General features: G+C 39.7%; 22 protein-coding genes, 1 other RNA gene and 1 other annotated feature. Of the genes, 19 read left to right on the top strand and 4 right to left on the bottom strand.

Annotated elements, in window-relative coordinates; genetic code table 11:
- Positions 1-340 precede the first annotated feature (340 nt).
- The 7 genes from ACDX78_RS10185 (at position 341) to yajC (ending at position 5501) form a co-directional block, all read left to right on the top strand.
- The gene (locus ACDX78_RS10185; protein ID WP_486027545.1) at positions 341-1072 is read left to right on the top strand and encodes a YebC/PmpR family DNA-binding transcriptional regulator; all 732 of its coding nucleotides are present in this window, start codon (positions 341-343) and stop codon (positions 1070-1072) included.
- A 126-nt stretch (positions 1073-1198) separates the two neighbouring features.
- Positions 1199-1804, top strand: coding sequence for a Holliday junction branch migration protein RuvA (gene ruvA, locus ACDX78_RS10180; protein WP_486027543.1), 606 nt, complete (start codon positions 1199-1201; stop codon positions 1802-1804).
- Positions 1805-1818: 14 nt separating this feature from the next.
- Entirely contained in the window at positions 1819-2823 is a 1005-nt protein-coding gene (gene ruvB, locus ACDX78_RS10175; protein ID WP_486027541.1) for a Holliday junction branch migration DNA helicase RuvB, read from the top strand.
- Entirely contained in the window at positions 2820-3017 is a 198-nt protein-coding gene (locus tag ACDX78_RS10170) for a DUF2905 domain-containing protein (protein ID WP_486027539.1), read from the top strand. The genes ruvB and ACDX78_RS10170 overlap by 4 nt, the downstream gene beginning before the upstream one ends.
- A gap of 12 nt (positions 3018-3029) precedes the next feature.
- Entirely contained in the window at positions 3030-4058 is a 1029-nt protein-coding gene (gene queA, locus ACDX78_RS10165) for a tRNA preQ1(34) S-adenosylmethionine ribosyltransferase-isomerase QueA (RefSeq protein WP_486027537.1), read from the top strand.
- A gap of 17 nt (positions 4059-4075) precedes the next feature.
- Positions 4076-5215: a tRNA guanosine(34) transglycosylase Tgt gene (tgt, locus tag ACDX78_RS10160; RefSeq protein WP_486027536.1), complete on the top strand. Its 1140-nt coding sequence runs from the start codon at positions 4076-4078 to the stop codon at positions 5213-5215.
- 28 nt (positions 5216-5243) lie between these two features.
- Entirely contained in the window at positions 5244-5501 is a 258-nt protein-coding gene (yajC, locus tag ACDX78_RS10155; protein WP_486027534.1) for a preprotein translocase subunit YajC, read from the top strand.
- Between the two features lie 79 nt (positions 5502-5580).
- On the opposite strand, the gene ACDX78_RS10150 is transcribed toward yajC, so the two are convergent.
- Positions 5581-5958, bottom strand: a complete 378-nt coding sequence (locus tag ACDX78_RS10150; protein ID WP_486027533.1) for a TIGR04086 family membrane protein — start codon at positions 5956-5958, stop codon at positions 5581-5583.
- A gap of 511 nt (positions 5959-6469) precedes the next feature.
- Here ACDX78_RS10150 and ACDX78_RS10145 point away from each other — a divergent pair.
- Positions 6470-7765 (top strand): ArsB/NhaD family transporter, encoded by a 1296-nt coding sequence (locus ACDX78_RS10145; protein ID WP_486027531.1) that lies wholly within the window; start codon positions 6470-6472, stop codon positions 7763-7765.
- Positions 7766-7935: 170 nt separating this feature from the next.
- Here ACDX78_RS10145 and spoVB read toward each other — a convergent pair whose 3' ends face one another.
- Entirely contained in the window at positions 7936-9486 is a 1551-nt protein-coding gene (gene spoVB, locus ACDX78_RS10140; RefSeq protein WP_486027530.1) for a stage V sporulation protein B, read from the bottom strand.
- A gap of 117 nt (positions 9487-9603) precedes the next feature.
- Between spoVB and ACDX78_RS10135 the strand changes: the two genes are divergently transcribed.
- The 7 genes from ACDX78_RS10135 (at position 9604) to dtd (ending at position 18940) form a co-directional block, all read left to right on the top strand.
- A complete protein-coding gene (locus ACDX78_RS10135; RefSeq protein ID WP_486027528.1) occupies positions 9604-9909 on the top strand; it encodes a post-transcriptional regulator in 306 nt (101 codons plus the stop codon).
- A 48-nt stretch (positions 9910-9957) separates the two neighbouring features.
- Positions 9958-12213, top strand: coding sequence for a protein translocase subunit SecDF (gene secDF, locus ACDX78_RS10130; protein WP_486027526.1), 2256 nt, complete (start codon positions 9958-9960; stop codon positions 12211-12213).
- 152 nt (positions 12214-12365) lie between these two features.
- Complete coding sequence (locus ACDX78_RS10125; RefSeq protein WP_486027524.1) at positions 12366-12686, top strand: LapA family protein; 321 nt, start codon at positions 12366-12368, stop codon at positions 12684-12686.
- A 98-nt stretch (positions 12687-12784) separates the two neighbouring features.
- Positions 12785-15109, top strand: coding sequence for a single-stranded-DNA-specific exonuclease RecJ (gene recJ / locus ACDX78_RS10120; RefSeq protein ID WP_486027522.1), 2325 nt, complete (start codon positions 12785-12787; stop codon positions 15107-15109).
- Positions 15099-15614 carry an adenine phosphoribosyltransferase gene (locus ACDX78_RS10115; RefSeq protein WP_486027520.1) on the top strand — a complete coding sequence of 172 codons (516 nt, stop codon included), beginning with the start codon at positions 15099-15101 and terminating at the stop codon, positions 15612-15614. Before recJ ends, ACDX78_RS10115 begins: the two co-directional genes overlap by 11 nt.
- A 588-nt stretch (positions 15615-16202) precedes the next feature.
- Entirely contained in the window at positions 16203-18407 is a 2205-nt protein-coding gene (locus ACDX78_RS10110; protein ID WP_486027518.1) for a RelA/SpoT family protein, read from the top strand.
- An 86-nt stretch (positions 18408-18493) separates the two neighbouring features.
- Entirely contained in the window at positions 18494-18940 is a 447-nt protein-coding gene (gene dtd / locus ACDX78_RS10105) for a D-aminoacyl-tRNA deacylase (RefSeq protein ID WP_486027516.1), read from the top strand.
- A gap of 431 nt (positions 18941-19371) precedes the next feature.
- Here the strand turns inward: dtd and ACDX78_RS10100 are convergent, their stop codons facing one another.
- The gene (locus ACDX78_RS10100; RefSeq protein WP_486027514.1) at positions 19372-20415 is read right to left on the bottom strand and encodes an N-acetylmuramoyl-L-alanine amidase family protein; all 1044 of its coding nucleotides are present in this window, start codon (positions 20413-20415) and stop codon (positions 19372-19374) included.
- Between the two features lie 104 nt (positions 20416-20519).
- On the opposite strand from ACDX78_RS10100, the gene ACDX78_RS10095 reads away from it, so the two are divergent.
- From ACDX78_RS10095 to ssrS, 4 genes are all read left to right on the top strand, one after another.
- Positions 20520-20693, top strand: coding sequence for a hypothetical protein (locus ACDX78_RS10095; RefSeq protein ID WP_486027512.1), 174 nt, complete (start codon positions 20520-20522; stop codon positions 20691-20693).
- Positions 20694-20748: 55 nt separating this feature from the next.
- Positions 20749-20968, top strand: a binding site (T-box leader).
- A 44-nt stretch (positions 20969-21012) separates the two neighbouring features.
- Complete coding sequence (hisS, locus tag ACDX78_RS10090) at positions 21013-22287, top strand: histidine--tRNA ligase (protein ID WP_486027510.1); 1275 nt, start codon at positions 21013-21015, stop codon at positions 22285-22287.
- 4 nt (positions 22288-22291) lie between these two features.
- Positions 22292-24058 (top strand): aspartate--tRNA ligase, encoded by a 1767-nt coding sequence (gene aspS / locus ACDX78_RS10085; RefSeq protein ID WP_486027508.1) that lies wholly within the window; start codon positions 22292-22294, stop codon positions 24056-24058.
- Positions 24059-24170: 112 nt separating this feature from the next.
- A non-coding RNA gene (ssrS, locus tag ACDX78_RS10080) (6S RNA) lies at positions 24171-24362 on the top strand.
- Positions 24363-24438: 76 nt separating this feature from the next.
- Here the strand turns inward: ssrS and ACDX78_RS10075 are convergent.
- Complete coding sequence (locus ACDX78_RS10075; protein ID WP_486027507.1) at positions 24439-25098, bottom strand: RsfA family transcriptional regulator; 660 nt, start codon at positions 25096-25098, stop codon at positions 24439-24441.
- Positions 25099-25161: the final 63 nt, after the last annotated feature.

Here is a 25161-nt window from a genome sequence, read left to right as displayed (position 1 = left end):
GGTCGTATTGTTATTAACTATATCTCCATATTTTTCTAAATGAATACTTCTATTTCGTTTAGAAATTCATTTTCATGGTAGTTGGTGGCGATGCGTAGCATAGCCATGGTTGTTTCAGTGGGGGATGGGGGGAACGCAGACTAAAATCGCCACGTCCTGGGACTACGGTACAGTGGTTCCTCGTCCCACCGAAATACATTGTGGCAACGTCTGCATGACCTACGTCCTGTAGGCCTAAACCCCCACTGAATGAAGTTTCACTTTATGATTGGCTGAATTTCTGATATAGTAAGTAAAGTAATTTATCGCGGATTCACTATGGTAGAGAGGAGAATGTCCGGTGGCAGGTCATTCTAAGTGGAATAATATAAAAAGAAGAAAAAATGCCCAAGATGCAAAAAAGGGCAAAATTTTTATGCGTCATGCCAAAGAAATATACCAGGCAGCCAAAGAGGGGGGCGGAGATATATCAATGAATGCCTCCTTGAGGACAGCAATAGATAAAGCAAAAGCGGATAATATGCCTAATGATAATATTGACCGTGCCATTAAAAAGGCAACAGGCGCCCTGGACGGGGCCACATTTGAAGAAATAACCTATGAAGGCTATGGGCCAGGTGGTGTAGCAGTCATCGTTCATGTCCTGACAGACAATAAAAATAGAACAGCAGCAGAGGTTCGTCATGCTTTCAAAAAAAATGACGGGAACCTTGGAGAAAACGGTAGTGTTTCCTTCATGTTTGACAGGAAGGGATATATTATCATTGCAAATGAAGATGGAAATATTGACGAGGATACCATCACAATGGATGCGTTGGAAGCAGGAGCAGAAGATATCACAGTTGAAAACGATTCATACGAAATATTTACTGCACCGGAAGACTTTCAAGACGTTCTCAATTATTTAATGGATCAGGATTATGTTATTGCCGATTCTGAATTAACTATGCTTCCCCAAAACTATAATCAAGTTTCAGAAGAGGACGAGGAGAAACTTGACAATATGATCGACACCTTGGAAGAAAATGAGGATGTGCAGGATATCCATCATAACCTGGAGGCATCTGAATAATCGTAGGCATAAAAACTTCTATTTTTAAATAGAAGTTTCTTTTTACTCAGCCAAGAAGATGTGATGCATTAGCGTTATTCCTCTTATGTGTTAAAATAAGAGATAGAAAATAAAGGAGAAGAAGAAATGATTGCATATATAAAGGGGAAGCTTACCCAGGTACAGGATGATGCTGTTATTATGGACGTTCAAGGTATGGGCTATGAAATTATCTGTCCTAACCCATTTGATTTTCAATCAAGATTAAATGAAAATTTATTAATTCATACATATCATTATGTGCGGGAGGATCAGCAACTGCTTTATGGATTTAAAGATAGTGATGAAAAATACTTATTTACTAAGCTGATTTCCGTTTCAGGCATTGGACCAAAAGGAGCATTGGCTATCCTGGGTACAGTTAATATCGGGGACTTTGTCAGTGCGATAGAACAGGAAGACGAAAAATACTTAACAGGATTCCCGGGTGTCGGCAAAAAAACAGCCAGACAGATTATCCTTGATTTAAAAGGCAAGCTGACTACAGAAATTTCTATTTCAAACAGGGAAGATGGAAAAGTAGAAACAAGCGAAAAAATGACCGCGAGTATCCAGGAAGCACAGGAAGCATTGATATCTCTGGGCTATACGGAAAGAGAGATAAAAGCTGTCTTGCCTGACCTTCGTAAATTGGAAAGTGAACATACGGATGAAATTATCCGAAAAGCATTGGCATTGCTTGTGAAAAATTAGGAAGGGGGATTATGGTGGAAGAGCGCATGATTACCGGAGAAATACAAGAAGAGGATGAACCAGTAGAATTAAGTCTTCGCCCGGATGAATTAAAGCAATATATTGGTCAGCGAAAGGTAAAAGAAAATTTAAGTATTTTTATTCAGGCTGCAAAGATGCGGGAGGAGCCGCTGGATCATGTGCTGTTGTATGGGCCGCCCGGACTCGGGAAGACAACATTAGCAGTGATTATCGCAAATGAAATGGGTGTTCAGTTTCGGTCTACCTCAGGCCCTGCTATAGAACGTTCGGGTGATCTTGCAGCCATTCTATCCTCGCTTGAGCCTGGTGATGTTTTGTTTATTGATGAAATTCACCGCTTGCCAAGATCAGTTGAAGAGGTATTATACCCGGCCATGGAAGATTTCTTCTTGGATATTGTAATTGGGAGCGGTCCAAGTGCCAGGTCAGTTCGTATCGATTTGCCGCCATTTACGTTAGTTGGGGCTACAACAAGAGCAGGTTTGTTATCTGCTCCGCTAAGAGATCGTTTTGGTGTTTTAAGCAGATTGGAATTTTACGAAACAGAAGATTTACGTGCGATTATTGAGCGAACCGCTGAAATTTTCGCAACATCGGTCACAAAGGAAGCGGCGGTGGAGATAGCCAGGAGGTCCAGGGGTACACCGCGAATTGCCAACAGGCTGTTAAAGCGCATCCGGGATATTTCTCAGGTGAAAGGGGAAAAGGAAATCAGTCTGGATACAACAGGTGAGGCATTAAAGATGCTGCAAGTAGATAGAGAAGGTCTGGACCATATTGACCATAAATTATTAAAAGGTATTATTGAACATTATCAGGGCGGGCCGGTCGGTCTGGATTCCATCGCAGCAACAATTGGTGAGGAATCCCAGACGATTGAAGATGTATATGAGCCGTATTTATTGCAGCTCGGGTTCATTCAGCGTACGCCAAGGGGAAGAGTTGTTTCAGAAAAAGCTTACCATCATTTTGGTATGAAAGTGAATGATACGGAATGAATCTTGGCAAACTGTTTATTATACTCGGTATCATTTTCCTTGTAATAGGAATACTTTGGACTTTTATTGGCCGCTTGCCGGGAGATATCAGTTTTAGAAGAGGAAACTTTTCATTCCATTTTCCAATCATGACTTCTATTGTTGTCAGCATTATTTTGACATTGATATTTTTTATTATAGGCAAGTTTCGTTAAAGGAGATACAGCATGAACATTGAAGATTTTGATTTTGAACTGCCGGAAGCATTAATTGCCCAGACCCCGTTAAAGGAAAGGGCTGCATCCCGTTTACTCGTATTAAACAGGGAAACAAATAAAAGGGAACATAAACATTTCTCTTCTATTAAAGATTATTTATCGGCAGGGGACTGTCTCGTGCTGAATGATACCCGGGTTCTACCGGCAAGGCTGTTCGGAACAAAGAAGGATACAAAAGCAAATGTGGAAGTTCTGCTTCTCCATCAGCAGGAAAAAGACAGATGGGAAGTGCTTGTAAAACCAGCAAAAAAAGTGAAACCGGGAACGGTCATTCATTTTGGTGATGGCAGATTGCAGGCAACATGTACGGACATAAAAGAACACGGAGGAAGAATTCTTGAATTTTCCTATGACGGGATTTTTTATGAAGTGCTTGATGAGCTGGGTGAGATGCCACTGCCTCCATATATAAAAGAGAAGCTTTCGGAAAAGGAAAGGTACCAGACGGTCTTTGCAAAGGAAGAAGGTTCTGCTGCCGCTCCAACAGCAGGCTTGCATTTTACGAATGAATTACTGGAAGAAATAAGGGATAAGGGTGTACACATTGTCTTTATCACGCTCCATGTCGGACTTGGCACTTTTCGGCCGGTCAGTGCAGAAACCATTGAAGAACATAAAATGCACGCTGAATTTTATCATGTGTCAGCAGGTGCAGCTGAGAAGTTAAATAAAGTTAAGCAAAGCGGCGGGAAAATTATTTCTGTAGGAACAACCTCTACGAGAACATTGGAGACGATCATGAGAGATAATCAAGGTGTTTTCAAGGAAGCAAGCGGTTGGACAGATATTTTTATATATCCTCCCTATGATTTTAAAGCAGTGGATGGATTGATTACGAACTTTCATTTACCGAAATCGACACTGATTATGCTTGTCAGTGCACTTGCTGACAGAGAAACGATTCTTAATGCGTATCAGGAAGCTGTTCAGAAGCGTTACCGTTTCTTCAGTTTCGGTGATGCCATGTTAATTTTATAAAAAGGAACGAATAAAATATGACACCTATAACATATGAATACATTAAAACCTGTAGACAAACAGGTGCCAGACTTGGAAGAGTTCACACACCGCATGGTTCATTTGATACACCTGCATTCATGCCTGTTGGAACACTGGCTACGGTAAAAACTATGAGCCCGGAAGAATTAAAAGAAATGGATGCAAGGATTATATTATCCAACACGTATCATTTATGGCTGCGTCCCGGGGAGGATATTATACGGGAAGCAGGCGGACTCCATAAATTTATGAACTGGGATGGTGCAATTTTGACGGACTCTGGTGGTTTTCAGGTGTTCAGTTTAAGTGATATGCGTGAAATAAAGGAAGAGGGCGTTCACTTTAGAAACCATTTAAGCGGGGAGAAGATGTTTCTGTCCCCAGAGAAAGCTATGCAGATTCAAAATGCGCTTGGTTCAGATATTATGATGGCTTTTGATGAGTGTCCGCCATTCCCTGCATCATATGATTACATGGAAAAATCGGTGGAACGCACATCCCGCTGGGCTGAAAGATGTTTAAGCGCACATGAAAATAAATATACACAAGGGTTATTCGGAATTATTCAGGGCGGGGAATATGAAGCATTAAGAAAACAGAGCGCCAAGGATCTCGTGTCATTAGATTTTCCTGGTTATGCTATTGGAGGACTTTCAGTTGGGGAACCTAAAGATGTAATGAATCGTGTATTGGAATTTACAACGCCATCATTGCCAGCAGACAAACCCCGATATTTAATGGGAGTAGGATCACCTGATGCTTTAATCGACGGAGCGATCCGGGGTATCGATATGTTTGATTGTGTTCTTCCGACAAGAATTGCCAGAAATGGGACATGCATGACCTCGAATGGAAGACTTGTCGTAAGAAATGCAGCTTACAGCCGTGATTTTGGACCAATAGATGAGAATTGTGACTGTCATGTGTGCAAAAATTACAGCCGAGCATATATCCGTCATTTAATAAAATGCAATGAAACTTTTGGTTTTAGACTTACTACTTATCATAACCTGCATTTTCTGTTAAAATTAATGGAGCAAGTACGAGAAGCGATAAGCGATGATCGTCTTGGTGACTATAAAGAGGAATTTTTTGAGCAGTATGGTTTTAATAAGCCAAATGCGAGGAATTTCTAGCACAAACGTGTGAAAGGGGGGAACATACATGGAATTGTTAATTTCATTATCACCGATAATCTTAATGTTTGTGATATTTTACTTCTTGTTAATTCGTCCACAGCAAAAACGTCAGAAGCAAGTAAGACAAATGCAGGCAGATCTGCAAAAAGGTGATTCAGTAATCACAATTGGCGGTATGCATGGATCTATTCATGCCATTGATGAGGATACAATCGTGATTCAATCAGGTGACGGTACAAAACTTACATATGACCGTTCAGCAATACGTGAAGTGAAGCAATAATTTATTGTTTCAAAAAAGTGAGCAGCTCATCAAAATGAAAAAGGCTGTCCCAAGTGATACAACTTTGGACAGCCTTCTTTTAGTTTTGGGAGCTTAATATATTTACACCTATAACACCGCCAAAAAGTGCTGCAAGTACATATACTGCATGATGAATGGTTTGTTCCATGGAAAATCCCTGCTGAAATCCTAAATATTGAACAAGGAATGTAAATAAAGTGAAACCGAGCCCGGTTAATATGCCGGTAACCCAACCTTTTTCCTTCCCCTTTATCCCGGCAACAAGCCCGCCTATGAATAATGACAATAATCCAATTACCAATGCAATCCACGTCAGTGCAGGATCATGGAAAGTGGTAAACCGCAGAAGAAAACCTAAAACAACACTTGCCAAAAGAATTAACCCAAGTACAATAATCCATCCATACAATAATCCGATAAATTGATGTCTCCCCACCAATATCCCCCCTATGATTGTCCATTTATATTAATCCTATTCATTTCTTTTAAAAATAGAATAAAATATTTACACCTTTTATTACATATAGTGGTATGAGAAGGTTTGTCCTATTGCTTCATGAACAGGCCAGCCGTTTTAGAAAGCTTGGTATTCCGTTAATAGATAGTTTATGATAATGAATTTAGTTTTCTTGGCAGCCCTTGTACTTTAGGGTACAGAGATTTAGTGAAAAGAAGTTTTCTAAAAGGGAGTTTTTTTGAAGCAGACTTAAGGCATATATTGCCTGTTAGCAACCCGAATATACGTAGGCTCTGCGGGAGCTCACAAGCCGTACCGGTAAAGAAGACACTGCGGAAACGACCAACGGAAGTTTGAATAAAGGTCGCATCTTTGCAGCTGAGAGCGAGTGTAATCGTGTTAAGTGTGGAATAGCAACAAACTATACAAAATAGCCTGATAAAAAAGTCAGCCAAATAGAACGTGATCTTCATAGGAAAGCAGGTGAAAGATGGATATTGTTCTTGCAAGCATTATATTTGTTGTCAGCTATATATTTATTATGACGGATCGGATTAATCGTGCAGTGGTCGCACTTACCGGCAGTGCATTATTATTACTTACCGGGGTTTATACGACAGAGGATGCTTTTATCCATTATATTGACTGGAATACGATCGCACTTTTGTTTTCCATGATGATTTTAATTGCAATAACAGAAAAAACCGGCTTATTTGCCTATATTGCAATCCGGTTTGCCCAATCAGTTAGAGGGAAGCCCATGCCTTTATTAATGGGTGCGTCGGTACTAACGGCAGTTGGCTCTGCATTACTTGATAACGTAACAACGGTGCTCATCTTCGTACCCATTATGCTTAAAATAACTAAGCTGTTAAAACTGCCTGCATTCCCTTATCTTTTGGCAATTATTTTCAGTTCGAATATAGGCGGGGCTGCAACATTAATCGGTGATCCGCCAAACATCATGATCGGACAGGCAGTGGAACACCTTACTTTTATTTCTTTTATTATTCATATGGCACCACTGGCTATTATTTTGTTTTTATTTCTTTGCGGAGGTCTATACGTTATATTCCGTAAGTCACTGAAAAAATCAGCGTCTGAAAAGGAAGAACTGCTGAATCTGGACGCCCATGCCCATTTAAAGAAAACCCCCATGCTTTATCAGTCAATTACTGTTTTACTTATAACGATTACAGGTTTTTTAATGCATGCCTTTGTACATGTTGATTTAACGATTATTGCATTATCAGGTGCTATTTTGCTATTATTGCTGACAGAAAAAGAAATGGCAACAGAACGCATATTTGAAAAAGTAGAGTGGGTAACATTATTTTTCTTTATTGGACTATTTATGCTAGTTGGCGGTCTGCAGGAAGCAGGCATCATTGATGAAATAACGAGAATTATTGTCATGACGACTGACGGAGATTATGCAAAAACAGCATTGCTTATTTTATGGGTATCCGGCTTATCTTCTGGAATCGTTGATAATATCCCCTTCGTTGCTGCGATGATCCCGGTTGTCCAAGAATTTGAAAGCTATGGTATGGTATATTTGGATCCAATATGGTGGTCGCTGGCGTTGGGTGCATGTCTCGGCGGAAATGCAACCTTGGTCGGAGCTTCTGCAAATGTGGTAGTGGCAGGACTTGCTGAGGGAGCAAACCAAAGAATACCATTTATTCGTTTTATGCTTTACGGAATCCCGATTGTACTCATATCCCTTACTATTGCGACTATATACGTCTATTTCCGTTATTTATTACCGTATATGGGAGCTTAAAAGCAAGCCCATTTTATTCAGCACTTAAACCGAAAGTAAAAGACCTGACACTTAAAACGAGTGCCAGGTTTTTATTATATTTGCTTGCTATGTCAAAACAGCGGTAGTCCGGGAATACATCTGAACTTAGAGCACAGTCCACACATCACTAACCGAGCACTTGCGCCTTCTTATACCCATCTTTGGATAATAGGAATCTGTCTCAGCTCATCCTTTGTAATGAATTTTAAAAGAAAAAGGAAAAACATATATATTAGCGTAAGAGCACATAATGAAAATAGGAACAGGAACAGATTTGGTACAAGATTATCATATATATTTTTAATCAGGGAGCCTGTTTGCCAAGTCAAAAGCAGTAATAAAACCATTTTACCAACATCCAAAAATGGTATGCGGAATCGGATTGTTTTATATAGTGTCGCTAAGTGTAATAATGTCACCAGGACTACACCTGCCGACATGGCAATGGCCACACCTTTAATGCCAAAACTGGGGTTGGAAGCCAGGAAAAATAAAACGAATAATTTACAGCCTGCCCCTATTAAACTGTTCCACATTGCTGATCGTGCAAGATCCAATGCCTGTAAAGTTGCTTGTAATGGTGCTTGAATATAAAGTAAAATAAAAAAAGGAGCCATTAAAACCAAAAAGTGACTGGCATTCGCTGTACCATACATATATGATAGAATAGGTACAGAAAAAATGGATAGCACAATGGTTGCTAGTGCACCTGAAGCAAAGGATATTCTGACCGACTGATGTATTCGGTAATGAACAAGTTGTTTGTTTAGATTCGCCTCTGCTTCTGATATGGAAGGGACCAAAGCTACAGACAATGAATGCGTAATAAAGGTCGGCAAAAATAAAAGCGGCAAAATATAGCCTGTCAACTCACCATATTGTTTTGTGGCTAGCGTGCTGGAAACCCCGGCAATGGCCAGGCTTTGGGCGACTAGTATCGGCTCAAGGAAATTGGATATGGAGCTGATCACGCGACTGCCTGTACTTGGCAGAGCGATTGAAAATAATTCTTTAAGGGTTGCTTTGCTCGATTTTAAATAAGAGAAGAACTGTTTACGAACTTTCATGGTTTTATTTCGTTTAAATTGATAAATCATATATAACAGGGAGACAAATTCGCCTATAATGATGCTGAACATCGCACCTGCCGCTGCAAATTCGACACCGTAAGGGAGAAGAAGTTTCACAAACACAGCAACTAAGGTAATTCGTACAATCTGTTCGATGACTTGTGAATAGCTTTGCGGCTTCATATTTTGCTTTCCCTGAAAATAACCTCTGAGCACAGAGCTGATGGCGACAATAGGCACAATGGGACTGATAGCGAGTAATGGATATAATGTCCTATCATCAGTTAACAAAGTGGAGGCGATGTATGGTACAGAAACAATCATGACTGTGGTGAAAATGATACTGGAAATGCCAGTGATCACTAAGGAAACGACGAGTATTCTTTTAACTTTTTGCTGGTCATTCAGCGCCTCTGCTTCGGCAACTCTTTTTGATATGGCTACAGGGAGCCCGAGTTGTGTTAAGGTCATGACGAGAAATAAGGTAGGAAGTGCCATCATATAAAGGCCAACCCCTTCTTCTCCCATTAAGCGGGCAACGACAATTCGGTTAATAAAACCAAGAAAGCGTGTAATCATACCGGCTGCAATTAATATAAGTGTACCTTGTAAAAAAGTTTGTTTGGTCATTATCGTCGACCTGCCTTCTCAAAATTAAAAATTTCATATACAATGATATATATGCAAGATGAGTGGCCAAGCATGACAAGTTAAAAACGAATTCTCCTGAGGAGGAGGTTTACATAAATGGAGATTGTACGAAAGGTGTCGGAATGGAAGGAAACAGTTCTTCCTGCACTGGAATCTAAGGAAAGTGAATTTCATTTAATGGGTTATTCTAAGGCAACAAAAGAAGAAATTTGGCGTTGTCTTGAGCAAAAGGTCTGGAAAGGTGATCCTGAAAAGAGACTCCATGAAGTTATACAGGATATTTTTCATCTGAGTGCAACGATTTATATGAATCATCTCACCTTAAAAGTGTATCAAAGTTCAGATTTAATGGATTCAATTTCTGCAGTTATGCAGGAAAATGAGAAAGAGATGAAGAACTAGTACATAGGTATTTTTTATGCGCAGTCAAAAAGGGAGGAAATGTATTAAATGAAAAAGAGGGGCAGAATTGTTGCCTTTTTTCTAATCGTTGCCGCCTTATTTATAACGATTGGAACAACGGTTACAGGTATTGCGAAAGATATTAATTTAGGTTTGGATTTACAGGGCGGATTTGAAGTATTATATGAGGTTGAACCGGTGGATGAAGGGCAGGAAATTGACAGAACCCTGATGGAATCGACAGTTCAGACATTGAATGATCGTGTTAACCGATTAGGTATAAGTGAAGCGAGTATAGATATTGAAGGGGAAGACCGGATACGTGTTCAGCTCGCAGGTGTAGAAAATCAAACAGAGGCGCGGGAATTGCTGTCAACCTCTGCCAGGCTCTCGTTCCGTGATGTGGATGATAATGAAATGCTGGATGGTTCAGATGTAGAAGAGGGTAGTGCAAGACAGGATTTTGATCCAAATACGAATGCACCTATTGTGACACTGCAATTACAAGATGCATCGGAATTTGCCGAAGTAACTACGGAAATTATGAATAAAGGGGTGCCGGATAATTTACTGGTTATCTGGATGGACTACCAGGAAGGTGACTCTTTCAGGGAGGAAATGACAAAAGAAGATCCAAAATATGTTTCTGCGCCTAGTGTGTCAGAACCCCTGAATACAACAAATGTGATGATCAGCGGTAATTTCACTGTGGAATCAGCACAGCAATTGGCAAATATCATTAACTCCGGATCATTGCCTGTACATATGAATGAAATTTTTTCCACATCTGTTGGAGCACAGTTTGGTGAACAGGCTTTAAATCAAACCGTTTTAGCTGCTTTTGTGGGTATCGGCATCATTCTGCTGTTTATCATTGCTATATATCGTTTTCCGGGGATGATAGCTGCAGTTAATTTAATTATTTACATTTATATTGTGTTATTGGTGTTTGAATTAATGAATGGTGTGCTGACGCTGCCGGGTCTGGCTGCATTGATTCTAGGTGTTGGTATGGCTGTAGACGCCAATATTATCACTTTTGAACGAATTAAGGAAGAACTGAGGACAGGGAAATCAGTCATGGCTGCATTTAAGACGGGGACAAAGAATTCGCTGTCTGCCATTTTAGATGCTAATATAACAACCATGCTGGCAGCCGTTGTATTATTTATCTTCGGTACAAGCTCTGTCCAAGGGTTTGCTACGATGTTGATTGTAAGTATTTTAGTCAGTTTCCTGACAGCAGTATTTGGTACAAGATTTTTCCTTAGTCTATGGGTGAAAAGCCGCTTCTTGAATAATAGGAAAACATGGTTTGGCGTGAAGAACGATGACATTCAGGAAATCTCGGTAAAAGAAGAACCTGAGCCAGTCATTTTTAACCGGACGCCGAATATTGTACAGCATAGAAAAAAATTCATTTTAGTGTCTGTTTTGATGGTTTTGCTTGGAACAGTCTCACTTCTTTTGTTCCAGCTCAATCCGGGAATAGATTTTACAAGCGGCTCCAGAATTGAAATACTTGCAGAAGAAAGTTTGACTGCAGAAGAAGTGGAAGAAGGACTTGCAGCACTTAACCTGGAAGCACAATCAGTTGTACTTTCAGGTGAAAATGATGAAAGAGCTGCCGCAAGATTTGATACTGTATTGGATGACAGTAAAATAACGGAAGTTAATGAATACTTTATAGCCGAATACGGAAATGAACCAAGTGTCGGCGTTGTTTCTCCGATCGTTGGGGAAGAACTGGTGAAAAATGCGATTTATGCAGTAGCCATTGCAGCAGTGTTTATGATTATTTATGTCACCTTCCGTTTTGAGTTTTTCTTTGCCATTACGGCAATCATTGCCCTATTGCATGATGCATTTTTCATACTCGTAGTATTTAGTCTCACAAGGATTGAATTTGATGTAACCATTGTGGCGGCGGTATTGACAATTGTTGGTTATTCAATAAATGACACCATTGTCACCTTTGACAGAATCAGGGAAAATGTACGCAGGAAGAAACGTGTGAAGTCGTTTAAGGAGCTTGCCTCTATTGTAAACAAAAGTATCATACAAACTTTTACACGTAGTATTAATACTTCTTTCAGTACGTTAATTGCAGTTCTGGCATTTTTAGTATTGGGCGCTCAGTCCATTTTCGGATTTGCCGTTGCACTGGCAGTAGGATTAATTGCAGGTACGTATTCTTCATTATTCCTGGCCGCGCAGCTCTGGCTTGTATGGCGAGGGAAAAATATTAAGGAAAAACCGATTGATTTTACGAAAAAGAAACGTGTGGAAGGGCCACAAGTATAATATCAATGAAGAAAGGCTATTCTAATTGGCTGCTAGTCAAATGAATAGCCTTTTGCTTAGTATACAGAGAAAATGGGTAATTTAAGAAAGAAGCCATTTTTTTACGAAAAAAAATGAGATTTTTCGAACCGGAAAAGAAGGGAGACATCAGAATGAAGGGACAAACGTACGTCATCTTATCTATTGTTTTAGTCATTATCGTTGCCGTTTTTGCTGTTACGAATGTGGAAGCCGTGGAGGTTAATTATTTGTTCTGGAGTGCTGAATCTCCATTAATACTGGTCATTCTTTTCTCTGTATTAATGGGCGGAATTATTACCGGTACAGCCGGAACAGTAAAAGTCTTTCAGCTGCAGAAGGAAAATCGTCTCATGAAAACAGAAAATGATAACATGCGAAAAACTTTGAAAAACAAGGGATTATTAGATAAACATAAGCATGAAATTTCTAATAAAGATCCAAAAGATGATTAGAATTATAGATCAATGTTAATCGTCTATCTAAAAAAAGAGGAAGTTCATTGCTACCCTTGTCTCACTTTTGTATAATAGGTGGGTCAGGGGTGAATTTTATGTTACAGAGTAAAGCAAATTGGAAATACTTACATAGTGATGAAGTCAATCAGTGGATGGATGAATCCATTGGTTATTCCCCTGTAATCCAGCGTCTTTTACTGCAGAGAGGAATAACAACAGAGCAAGCAGCATCTGATTTTCTTTCTCCGTCTCTAGAAGCTTTATATCAGCCTGAACGGCTTTCTATGATTGAAAAAGCTGCAGCGCGTGTACATGATGCTGTTGAACATCAGGAAAAAATACTCATCTATGGAGATTACGATGCGGATGGGGTGAGTTCAACGACAGTACTTTTAAAAGCACTGAAAGAACTTGGCGCTGATTGTGATTTTTACATACCTAATCGTTTTAATGAAGGATATGGGCCAAATGAAGAAGCATTTAGAAGGGCGCATCATCACGGATTCCAATTAATCATCACAGTAGATACAGGCATTACTTCTATACATGAAGCGGAAATAGCAAAAGAGTTGGGAATCGATTTAATTATTACCGACCATCATGAAATACAGGAAACATTACCGGATGCTTATGCGATTATTCATCCAAAACACTCCCCGAATTATCCTTTTCAGGAGCTGGCGGGTGTTGGTGTTGCATTTAAATTTGCTGAAAAACTGCTTGGTTATTTTCCAAAACATTTATTAGGATTCGCAGCAATTGGAACGATTGCGGATCTGGTTCCATTAATCAATGAAAACCGTATAATAGCCTATTACGGACTGAAAGCACTCACAGAGACATCGAATAAGGGCATTAAAGCCTTAAAACGACTGTGTAACATAGAGGGTAAAGTAACAGAAGAAGATGTCGGTTTTTTACTTGGACCAAGAATTAATGCAGTTGGCAGGCTTCAGGATGCTGGCTTGGCTGTACAGTTATTTATGACGGAGGAGCCAGAGGAAGCAGCTCAAATTGCAGAGGAAGTCCAGCAGCTCAATCAGGAAAGACAGCAAATAGTTGCAGAAATTGTAAAAGAAGCAGAAGAGATGGTTGTTACCGGTATAAATGAACAGCCGGTAATCATCGTTTATAAAGAGGGCTGGAATGAAGGTGTGCTCGGCATCGTTGCCTCAAGACTTGTACAAAAATATGACAGACCAGCTATCGTAATGGCTTATAAACCAGAAACGAATGAGGTAAAGGGATCTGCCAGAAGTATTCCGGCATTTGATCTATTTGCCAACTGTATGGAAGTTAGAGATCTGTTTACCCATTTTGGAGGGCACGCACAAGCTGCCGGAATGACTTTACCATATGAAAATGTGAAACAATTAGAAAAGGGACTAAAGCAGCGGATTTTAAGTCAGCTTTCAGCAAATGATTTTAAACAAATGCTTGAAATCAGCCAGACTTTATCAATCAGTGAAATAAATGAGACACTTATTAATGATATAAATAAGCTCGCGCCATTTGGAATGAAAAACCCCAAGCCGCTTGTTGAAATAAAAGCAGAACCATCTGAAGCAAGGCAAATTGGAGCGAAAAAAAATCATCTGAAGCTTCAATTTAAAGAAAACGAGGTTCAATTAGATGGCATTGGTTTCGGGCTGGGTGAACTTTATACCAAGTTAACAAGTGAAACGAAGATTTCCATTGTCGGTGAACTCGGGATTAATGAATGGAATGGTAATAGAAAAGCCCAAATAATGTTCAAGGACATGAAAATAGATGAATGGCAGCTATTTGATTATAGAGGAAAAAAACAGATGGATCTGCAAAATGTTGTGCATGATGATCCAGCTTCTCTAATCATAAATAGTCAAGTGTATAACCATTATCAGCATGCAAGGCAGATTACATATCAAACGGATACGGAAGACATTCCGGAAACTAATACTGTATATCTCTTTACACTGCCAGAGAACCTGCAGGAATTAAAAAATGTAATTGAAACCGCAATGCCTGAGAACATATATGTCTGCTATTATCTTGAAAACAGCAGCTACCTGCAGGCACTTCCTTCACGAGAGGATTTCAAATGGCTCTACGTTGTACTGATGAAGCAAAAACAGCTGGAGGTCAAAAAAGCAATTGGAAACATTATGAAAGCCCGTGGCTGGAAAAAAGAACAAGTGATATTTATGTTCCAGGTCTTTCAGGAACTCGGGTTTGTGAATATAGAAAAAGGCACCATAAATATAAACAATCAACCAGCTAAAAAAGACTTGAGTGTGTCTTCTATATACCAAAAACGTCTGCATAAAATGGAATTAGAAAAAACATTATATTATTCAAGCTATACCGATTTAAAAAAATGGTTCTCAAACAGTATAGATTATATAAAAAGTCCCAAGGAGGGAGTAGTGTATGGATTATAAACAACATATTAAAATTGTAGAAGATTGGCCAAGGGAAGGAATTAAATTTAAGGATATTACCCCATTAATGGAAAATGGAGAAGCATTTAAATCAGCAATTGATGAAATTGTAGATTATGCGAGAGAAAAACAAATTGATACTGTAGTCGGACCGGAAGCGCGTGGCTTTATTATAGGCTGCCCGGTATCCTATGCACTGGGGGTGGGGTTTGCACCAGTAAGAAAAGAAGGAAAACTTCCCCGAGATGTAATTAAAGTAGATTATGGACTAGAATACGGAGAGAATGTCTTAACCATTCATAAAGATGCCATCAAACCTGGGCAGCGTGTATTAATAACTGATGATTTACTCGCTACCGGCGGAACAATTGAAGCAACGATAAATCTTGTGGAACAGCTCGGCGGCATTGTTGTAGGATGTGCATTTTTTATTGAATTGGGTTATCTGGAAGGGATTACTAAGCTGGAAGGTTATGACGTTTTAACATTAATGCGATACGAATAAGTTTCATTAAGAGGCTTGGACAGAACAATTGTAGTAAACAAAAATCTGAACAACTAAACTTGCACTTAAAAACCTCCGGAAATATACTACGCTTTCCGCGGACATAAGTGCGACATCTATTCAAACGCCCGTTGGTTGTTTTCATAGTGTCTTCTTTGCAGCGGGTGGCCGGTGAGCCTCCTTGCCCCGACAAGGAGTATGACGACGTTGCCCGCAAAGGGCGGTTTTAGTCGGCCTTCCTTATCAACGCACTCCGGGATCTCACCGATGCCGACGCAATCCCAGGATGTGCGAGTGTCGGCGTTGGTCACAGGACTTGACCGAACTTAGCCGACCTCCCGCAGGAGTCTACGTATATTTCCGGAGCTATCATAGTAGATTGTTTGTCTTTTTAATGTTTTCTCAGGTTCTGTCCCAGCTTCTTAATAAAATATATAATTGTACATAAAAGCGAGAAAAGCATATAATCAATAATACGATCATGTTTAGACAAAGACAATAGGTTTTGATTATCTAAATGAAGTAAGGAGAAAATAGGCTCCTTTTTTCTATATAGAGAGAAAATTGTAATACAGACAAGGTGATTATATGGCCAAAGATGACATTTTAACAATTGAAGAAATCATAAATACAGCAAAAAAATTTCTATCCGCAGAAGATGTTGCGTTTCTTTGGAAAGCCTATGAATTTGCGGAAGAGGCGCATAAAGATCAATTCCGTAAATCAGGGGAATCTTACATCGTGCATCCTGTTCAGGTAGCAGGTATTCTTGTGGATTTAGAAATGGATACCGAAACGATTGCAGGCGGATTTTTACACGATGTGCTCGAAGATACGGAAATTACTTTCGAGGAAATTGAGACGGCATTTAATCATGAAGTGGCTATGCTTGTAGATGGTGTAACCAAGCTTGGGAAAATTAAATATAAATCCCAGCAAGCAATTCAAGCAGAAAACCATCGAAAAATGTTTGTGGCAATGGCAAAGGATATTCGCGTTATTTTAATAAAACTGGCTGACCGCTTGCATAATATGCGCACATTAAAGTTTTTGCGGCCGGAAAAACAATTCCGTATATCCAATGAAACACTGGAAATTTTTGCGCCATTAGCTCATCGGTTAGGTATTTCCACTATAAAATGGGAGCTTGAAGATACAGCGCTGCGTTACTTAAACCCTAAGCAATATTACCGTATTGTTCAATTAATGAAACAAAAGAGGGAAGAGCGGGAATCCTATATTGAAGATGTTATGGATGAAGTTTCCAACCAGCTGAAAAAGGTAAATATTGAAGCGGATATGTCAGGAAGACCAAAGCACTTATATAGCATTTACCGCAAAATGACGAAGCAGAATAAGCAATTTAATGAAATATACGACTTGCTTGCTGTGAGAATTTTAGTAAACAGTATCAAAGACTGTTATGCTGTCCTGGGAATTATCCATACATGCTGGAAACCGATGCCAGGAAGATTCAAAGATTACATTGCAATGCCGAAGCCAAACCTGTACCAATCATTGCATACAACGGTTATTGGTCCAAAAGGTGATCCTTTAGAAGTGCAAATTCGGACAAAGGAAATGCATCAAATTGCCGAATACGGGATTGCAGCCCATTGGGCATATAAAGAAGGCAAAATGGTAAATAAAAATAAGGAATCGTATGAACAGAAATTAAGCTGGTTCAGGGAAATTCTGGAATGGCAAAATGAAACGCATGATGCCGAAGAATTTATGGAAACATTAAAAATTGATTTGTTTTCCGATATGGTATATGTTTTCACACCAAAAGGAGATGTTATCGAACTTCCAAAAGGTTCTGTACCGCTTGATTTTGCCTATAAAATCCATACGGAAATCGGGAACAAAACGGTAGGAGCAAAAGTTAACGGGAAGATGGAGCCATTGGATTATCATTTGAATAATGGCGACATCGTGGAAGTGATGACTTCTAAGCATTCTTACGGACCATCCACAGACTGGTTAAAGCTTACACAGACATCGCAAGCCAAAAATAAAATAAAACAGTTTTTTAAAAAGCAAAAACGTGATGAAAATATCGCCAAAGGAAAAGAAGCAGTAGAGAAAGAAATCCGTTCATTTTCGATTAATCCTAAACAAGCACTGACCCGGGATAATTTGCAGCGAGTTTTTGAGAAATTTAATTTCAGCAATGAAGATGATATGTATGCGGCAGTTGGTTACCAGGGGATCACCGCAGCACAAGTTGCAACCCGCATGACAGATAAAATCCGTAGTGAAAGACAGCAGGAACAGGACCTTGCTGAGGCGATAGAAGATGTAAAAACAACAGATGTGAATCAGAAAAAATTGCAGAAAAAAGATTCCGGAGTCAAAGTAGCAGGGGTGGACAACCTGTTAGTGCGTTTATCCAAATGCTGCAATCCGGTTCCGGGGGATAAAATCACAGGCTATATAACAAAAGGAAGAGGCGTTTCTGTTCACAGAGCAGATTGTCCAAATGTACAAACAGAAGAAGCGAAAGAACGTCACATTCATGTAGAATGGGAAAGAAGCCATACAAATCAAAAACAATATCATGTTGATCTGGAAATCTCAGGGTATGACAGGCGAGGCTTAGTAAATGAAGTACTGCAGGCGGTAAATGAAACCAAAACAAACATTACATTTGTTAACGGCAGGTCTGACAGAAACAGAATGGCTTTTATCCAGCTGACAATTTTGATTCAGAACACGAGTCATTTACGAAGTATTGTAGACCGGATTAAACAGATTAGAGATGTTTACACCGTTACCCGTACACTTCATTAAGCTGGTAAATGAAGATATGAAAAGATTGTGAAAGACTAAACGGTTTGTTTCTGTCAAGTATGTTGGATGTAAAGGGGTTTGGATGAATGAAGGCGGTAATTCAGCGAGTTAAAGATGCAAGTGTGTCTGTTCACGGTGAAAAAGTTGGGGAGATTGATCATGGTTTAACGGTGCTCCTCGGCGTCACCCATGAAGATACATTGGAAGATGCAAAATACCTTGTGAATAAAATTATTCATCTACGTATTTTTGAAGATGAAAATAATAAAATGAATCGTTCATTGATCGATGTTGGCGGGAGTGTATTATCCATTTCCCAATTTACCCTGTATGGAGATACAAAAAAGGGGAGACGTCCAAGTTTTACGAAAGCAGCAAAACCGGACGAGGCCCTTAGCTATTATGAGAAATTTAATCAGCTGATGAAAGAACAAGGGTTACATGTTGAAACAGGCAGCTTTGGCGAGATGATGGACGTTCAGTTAACAAACAGCGGGCCTGTTACATTGATCATCGATAGTAAGGATAAATAGAAAGGAAGCGCGTGTGCCAATTTCTTTCTGATAGAAAACCGATGCAGAAAATAAGATTTCTCATCGGTTTTTTTGCTTTAGAGCGGTGGTTCTCTCTGAGGGATAGGCTGAGGTGTTTTCCACTTAGTTATTGTGTCAGAGAAGGCCTCTCTGGTATGTGATACCGGTTTTTATGATGAAGTCATGTGTCAGAGAAGGTCTCTCTGGTATGCGATACCGGGTTTTATGATGAAGTCATGTGTCAGAGAAGGTCTCTCAGGTATGCGATACCGGTTTTTATGATGAAGTCATGTGTCAGAGAAGGCCTCTCTGGTAAGCGATACCGCAGATTAGGATGAAGTCATGTGTCGGAGAAGCGCTCCGGAAGGACCATATATAAAAGGGCTGCCCGTCACAAGTCTGTTTAAGACTAATGAGACAACCCCGTCTTGTTATTCATAAGCAAAGTATTTGCCTAGTCCGTTAATAATACCGCTGACAATTTTCTTTTGGTAGCCAATAGTAGTGAGCAGATCTTCTTTATCTTCATTCGATATAAATCCTAATTCAACAAGTACAGCGGGTTTTACATTTTGCATGATGACGAGGTAATTTTCCTGTGTTATACCCCGGTCATTTGCAGCTGTCGCTTTAATCAGCTCCGATTGAATGTAGGAAGCAAGGTTTTCATTTTGTTCCTGGTAATAATAGGTTTCAATTCCTGTTACCTCAGGCAATTCTGGAACACTATTATAGTGAATACTTATAAAAGCATCGGTGTTCATTGTGTTTGAAAAGCTGATTCTGCTGCCTAGTGATACGAATTCATCATCCGGTCTTGCCATCTGCACATTCGCACCAAGAATCTCCAGTTCCTGTTTTAGTTCTTGCGCGGTTAAGAATGCGAAATCTTTTTCAAATGCGCCACTTGCTCCGATGGCGCCAACATCTCTGCCGCCGTGTCCCGGGTCAATAACAATCGTTTTATCCTTAAACCCCGGGGAATTGGATTCCGGCTGTTTAATCAGGTTTTTATAAATATAACCTTCCACGCCATCTCCGGATACTTCATACCATCCATCTGTTTCCCCTGTAACATCATATCGACTGTCTTCTTCTGCAAAGTAGATGATATCATTCTCTGTTGAGGGGCCATTGCGTATTTGGGTATTATCGTTTGAGATAGTAATGGATGTTTGATTGGAATTCTCCACGTTATCAATTGATTCAGATTCTATCGTGACAAAATCCACGGCAACCCAGCCGGTGTCACTTTCCAATTGAATTTCAATCCAATTTCCTTCCTGTGAAACAAGCGGGTAAGTATCCCCTGTATTAGCCTGTCCAATTGGTTCAAACGCTGTGCCAGGTCCACTTCTGATATTTAAATCATCTGCATTTATTACTGCATCATCAGCATATGCTGGCTGTATGTTAAATTGGATGAAAAAAAGAGCAAGTATCGTAATGATGATCGTTCTATGTAATGTTGACATGATTCCACCCCAGGTAATATATTTTAGATATCCTAATTATAATAAAAACACGTTCTTTAGGCAAAACTATTCTCGTCCAAGTAAATTTAAAGGGAGGAATAGTTATGCGCAGCCATGAAAAACAATGGGTTTCCAATAATAACAAAGAAGTCTTTGGCGTTAATTTACATAAGTTCATGGAGATGGAGGAGCATGCTAACAGTATGGAAATTGCCCAGGAATTTGGTTTGACCATCGGAGAAGTGAATAAGTTGAAAAAAAAGATAAACCGGACTTGACATTCCTTTCACCATTGATTAATATAATAGTCATTCAAGAATACGATTAATAATAACAAAACCGATGACGGAATAAGTAGTTAGGATCCACATGAACAGAGAGAAAATATCATTGGCTGAAAATATTTTCACATGATGACTTAGCGAACGACACTCCTAAGGGTTGATATCGAAAACTGATGTAGATATGAACGTATGACAGGCGTTAACTGTTTAAGTGGGTGCTATAATTGCACCAACCAGGGTGGCAACGCGGGTAAACTCTCGTCCCTTTTTATAGGGATCGGGAGTTTTTTATATTTTTAAGGGGGTTATGATGATGAGCTTTAAAGCTCCACGTGGTACGGTGGATATTTTGCCGGTTGAAGCGGCAAAATGGCAATTTGTAGAGGAAGCGATTAAAAATGTGTGCAACAGATATCATTATAAGGAAATCCGGACCCCGCTCTTTGAGCATACGGAAGTATTTCAACGGGGTGTAGGGGATTCAACGGATATTGTTCAGAAGGAGATGTATACCTTTGAAGACCGGGGTGGCAGAAGTCTCACATTAAGACCTGAAGGAACAGCTTCGGTCGTACGAGCTTTTGTCGAAAATAAAATGCACGGTGATCCGAATCAGCCGGTAAAACTGTATTATTTTGCTCAGATGTTTCGTTATGAGCGTCCACAAAAGGGCAGGATGCGCCAGTTAAACCAATTTGGGGTAGAGGCAATGGGGAGTGCCGATCCGGCTATTGATGCTGAAGTAATTGATCTGGCCATGACCTGTTATCAAGAGCTTGGCCTGAAGTCACTGAAATTGGTTATTAATTCATTGGGTGATCAGGAGAGCAGAAAGAATCACCGCCAAGCTCTGGTTGACCATTTCTCACCACATAAAGAAGAGCTATGCGCGGATTGCCAGGTAAGACTGACGCAAAATCCACTCAGGATTCTGGATTGCAAGAAAGATAAAGATCATCCGGCAATGAAAACGGCCCCTTCCATTTTGGATTATTTAAACGAGGAATCCATGGAATATTTTGAACAAGTAAAAACCTATTTAACCCTGATGGGCATTGACTATGAAGTGGACAAAAATCTTGTAAGAGGGCTTGATTACTATAATCACACTGCTTTTGAAATTATGAGCGAGGCAGAAGGATTTGGCGCTATCACAACGTTGACTGGCGGCGGGAGATACAATGGACTCACGGAAGAACTTGGCGGTCCAGATGTCCCCGGCATAGGCTTTGGCATGGGGTTGGAGCGGCTGTTGATGGCACTGGAAGCTGAAAATATCAGCATTCCCGTTGACGATGCCCTGGATTGCTACATGATTTCACTTGGCGATGAAGTAAATAATGAAGCAGTCCGGATCGTCCACGAACTGCGCAAGCAAAACATTCGAGTTGATAAAGATTATCAAAACCGGAAAATGAAAGCCCAATTTAAAGCAGCCGATCGACTTGGAGCTAAGTTTGCCCTCGTTCTTGGCGATGATGAACTAAAGAAAAATGTAATTCAAGTAAAAAATTTGGAAACTGGAAATGAAGAGGAAATCCCTTTAGCGCAATTGGCAAATAGATTGAAGGAGTCAATAGGAGGATAATGACATGAGTGAAAGAATTTTAGCAGGGACACTAAATGAGTCAAACGTCGATCAGCATGTATTGCTGAAAGGATGGGTACAAAAACGACGTGATCTTGGTGGTTTAATATTTATTGATCTACGGGATAAAACCGGTTTAATTCAGGTCGTTTTTAACCCGGACCATTCCAAGGAGGCACTCGAAACAGCCGAAACAATCCGCAGTGAATATGTGGTTGAAATCGAGGGAACCGTTTTAAAGCGGGAGAAAGATACCGTAAACCCTAATATGGAAACAGGGGAAATTGAAGTTTTTGCCTCTGCCATACATGTATTAAATAAGTCAAAAACGCCTCCTTTTGCTATTAAAGACGAAGAAGCAGCCGCAGAGGACCTCAGACTGAAATACCGTTATATCGATTTGCGGAGACATTCATTACAGAAAACATTTAAGTTAAGACATCAGACAACACAGACTGTACGGAATTTTTTAAATGACCAGGGATTTTTAGAAATGGAAACGCCTATTTTAACAAAAAGTACGCCAGAGGGAGCGCGTGATTATTTAGTGCCGAGCCGAGTGCACGGAGGGGAGTTTTATGCGCTTCCACAGTCACCGCAGCTTTTTAAGCAATTAATTATGATGGGCGGATTTGAAACATATTACCAGATTGCCCGTTGTTTTCGTGATGAAGATCTGAGGGCGGACAGACAGCCGGAATTCACACAAATTGATATCGAAACCTCTTTTATGACTAGTGATGAAATAATGGAAATGACTGAAAAAATGATGCAGCGGGTGATGAAAGAAGTGAAGGGAATTGAAGTTCACCTACCTTTCCCTCGATTACCTTATGACGAGGCAATGAGCCGGTATGGTTCAGATAAGCCAGATACTCGATTTGAGATGGAACTCATCCATGTATCTGATATTCTCGCCAATTCATCATTCAAGGTGTTCCAATCAGCGATTGAATCGGGCGGAATCGTCAGTTTATTAAATGTAAAAGGGGAAGCAGCAAATTATTCAAGAAAAGATATTGATAAACTAACAGACTTTGTAAAGGTTTATGGCGCAAAAGGTCTTGCGTGGGTGAAAGTAGAAGGAGAAGGACTGAATGGGCCGATAGCTAAATTTTTATCAGATGAGGAACAAACAGCTTTAATAGATAAAGCTTCAGCTAAAGAGGGAGATTTACTCTTATTCGGCGCCGATAAAAAATCGGTCGTCTATGACAGCCTGGGTCAGCTTCGTCTTAAACTCGGAAAGGAATTGAACTTAATTGATGCGTCAAAATTCAACTACTTATGGGTTACAGACTGGCCGCTCTTTGAATATGATGAAGAGGCAGGAAGGTACTTTGCAGCACATCACCCATTTACCGCGCCGGCAGAGGAAGATGCAGATAAATTATTAACCAGTCCTGATAGCGTAAAAGCCAATGCATATGACCTGGTATTAAATGGGTATGAACTGGGCGGTGGCTCCATTCGTATTCATCAAAAGAAACAGCAGGAAGAGATGTTTGAAATGCTTGGTTTTACCAAAGCAGAAAGCGAAGAACAATTCGGCTTTTTACTGGAAGCATTGGAATACGGCGCACCACCCCATGGCGGTGTAGCTTTAGGACTGGATAGAATTGTCATGCTGCTTGCAGGAAGAAATAATTTAAGGGATACGATTCTATTCCCTAAAACCGCATCAGCATCTGATTTATTAACCAATGCACCAAGCAGCGTAAGTGAGGAACAATTGGAAGAGCTGACCATTCGGTTAACTAAAAATGACTGATCTATAAACTTGTTAAAAACACGTAATAACTGTAATCCATTATTTATAATCGCAAATATTGATAAAAAAGGATCGGTATGTTAAAATAAATTTACAGTAAATCAAAGATTATCAAATCCTGATGTGTTCGTCTAATAAAAGTGTTTTGACCGAACACCTTTAATATTGGGAGCTTGAAGTGTTTCTATGTTGCATGCATGCCCCATTTTATACATCTGGGGAAGCGTAATAAATATAGAACAAAGCACCCACCTGCCATAAGCGGGATCAAAGCTTGAATTTAGACGGCACGATTGGGATTTGATAACGTACATATAAAAAATGACTTCGTATGCGCATTGCATAGGAAGTCATTTTTTATTGTAAATAGTGAATTGTGATTAGTTTTGTGCTATTTGCTGTAAATTACCATTTTTATCCATTCTGAAGGCTGGTGATGAGGATGCACCATTGTCTTCCAAGACAGCCATTTTTCTTGCCCTGTCCATAATTTGAATAAACGCTTGATAGTCTTCTTGCATGGTAGCCAATTGTTTTTCCGTCTCCTGCAGTTTATTCTCCAAAATGGTTACTTGTTCTTCCAATTGAATTTTTTCATTTTGGGTTGCTTCAAGGGTTGCTTTTGATTGATTTGAAGCATAATAGTCTTTTTGCAGCCCTTGCAGAAAGTCGATGACCGTATCAATCGTTACTTCTTCATTCTCTTGCTTTTTAGTTAATGTATTATCTACTCTATCTAACTGTTCTGTATAGTCTTGCTCCATGGCAATAATTGGCTTCCTTGTTTTCTTGATATTCTTTGACATTGCCCGTTTCTTTTCTTTTCGTTGTCTCTTTGCAAGATCAATAGCACTATCATATTTATTTCTTACTTCTGCATTCCAGCGGAAACCGCATGCCGCTGAGGTTCGGTTTAATTTATCCCCAACCTCTTCAAAGGCGTTCAGTTGTGTACTGCCTTCCCTTATATGCCGCAATACGGTTTCTGCCAATAATAGATCATCTTCATGCGACCAGGCATCCTGTCTAACTTTTACCATAACGTTCAACTCCTATTTCAATATATAATGAAAATAGATTTCATATTTTTATAATTTATTGTT

This window comes from Virgibacillus oceani (genome assembly GCF_041521345.1).
Lineage (GTDB): Bacteria > Bacillota > Bacilli > Bacillales > Amphibacillaceae > Virgibacillus_N > Virgibacillus_N oceani_A.
The sequence above is the reverse complement of the archived record's forward strand: the minus strand, read 5'-3'. Positions and strand labels throughout refer to the sequence as shown.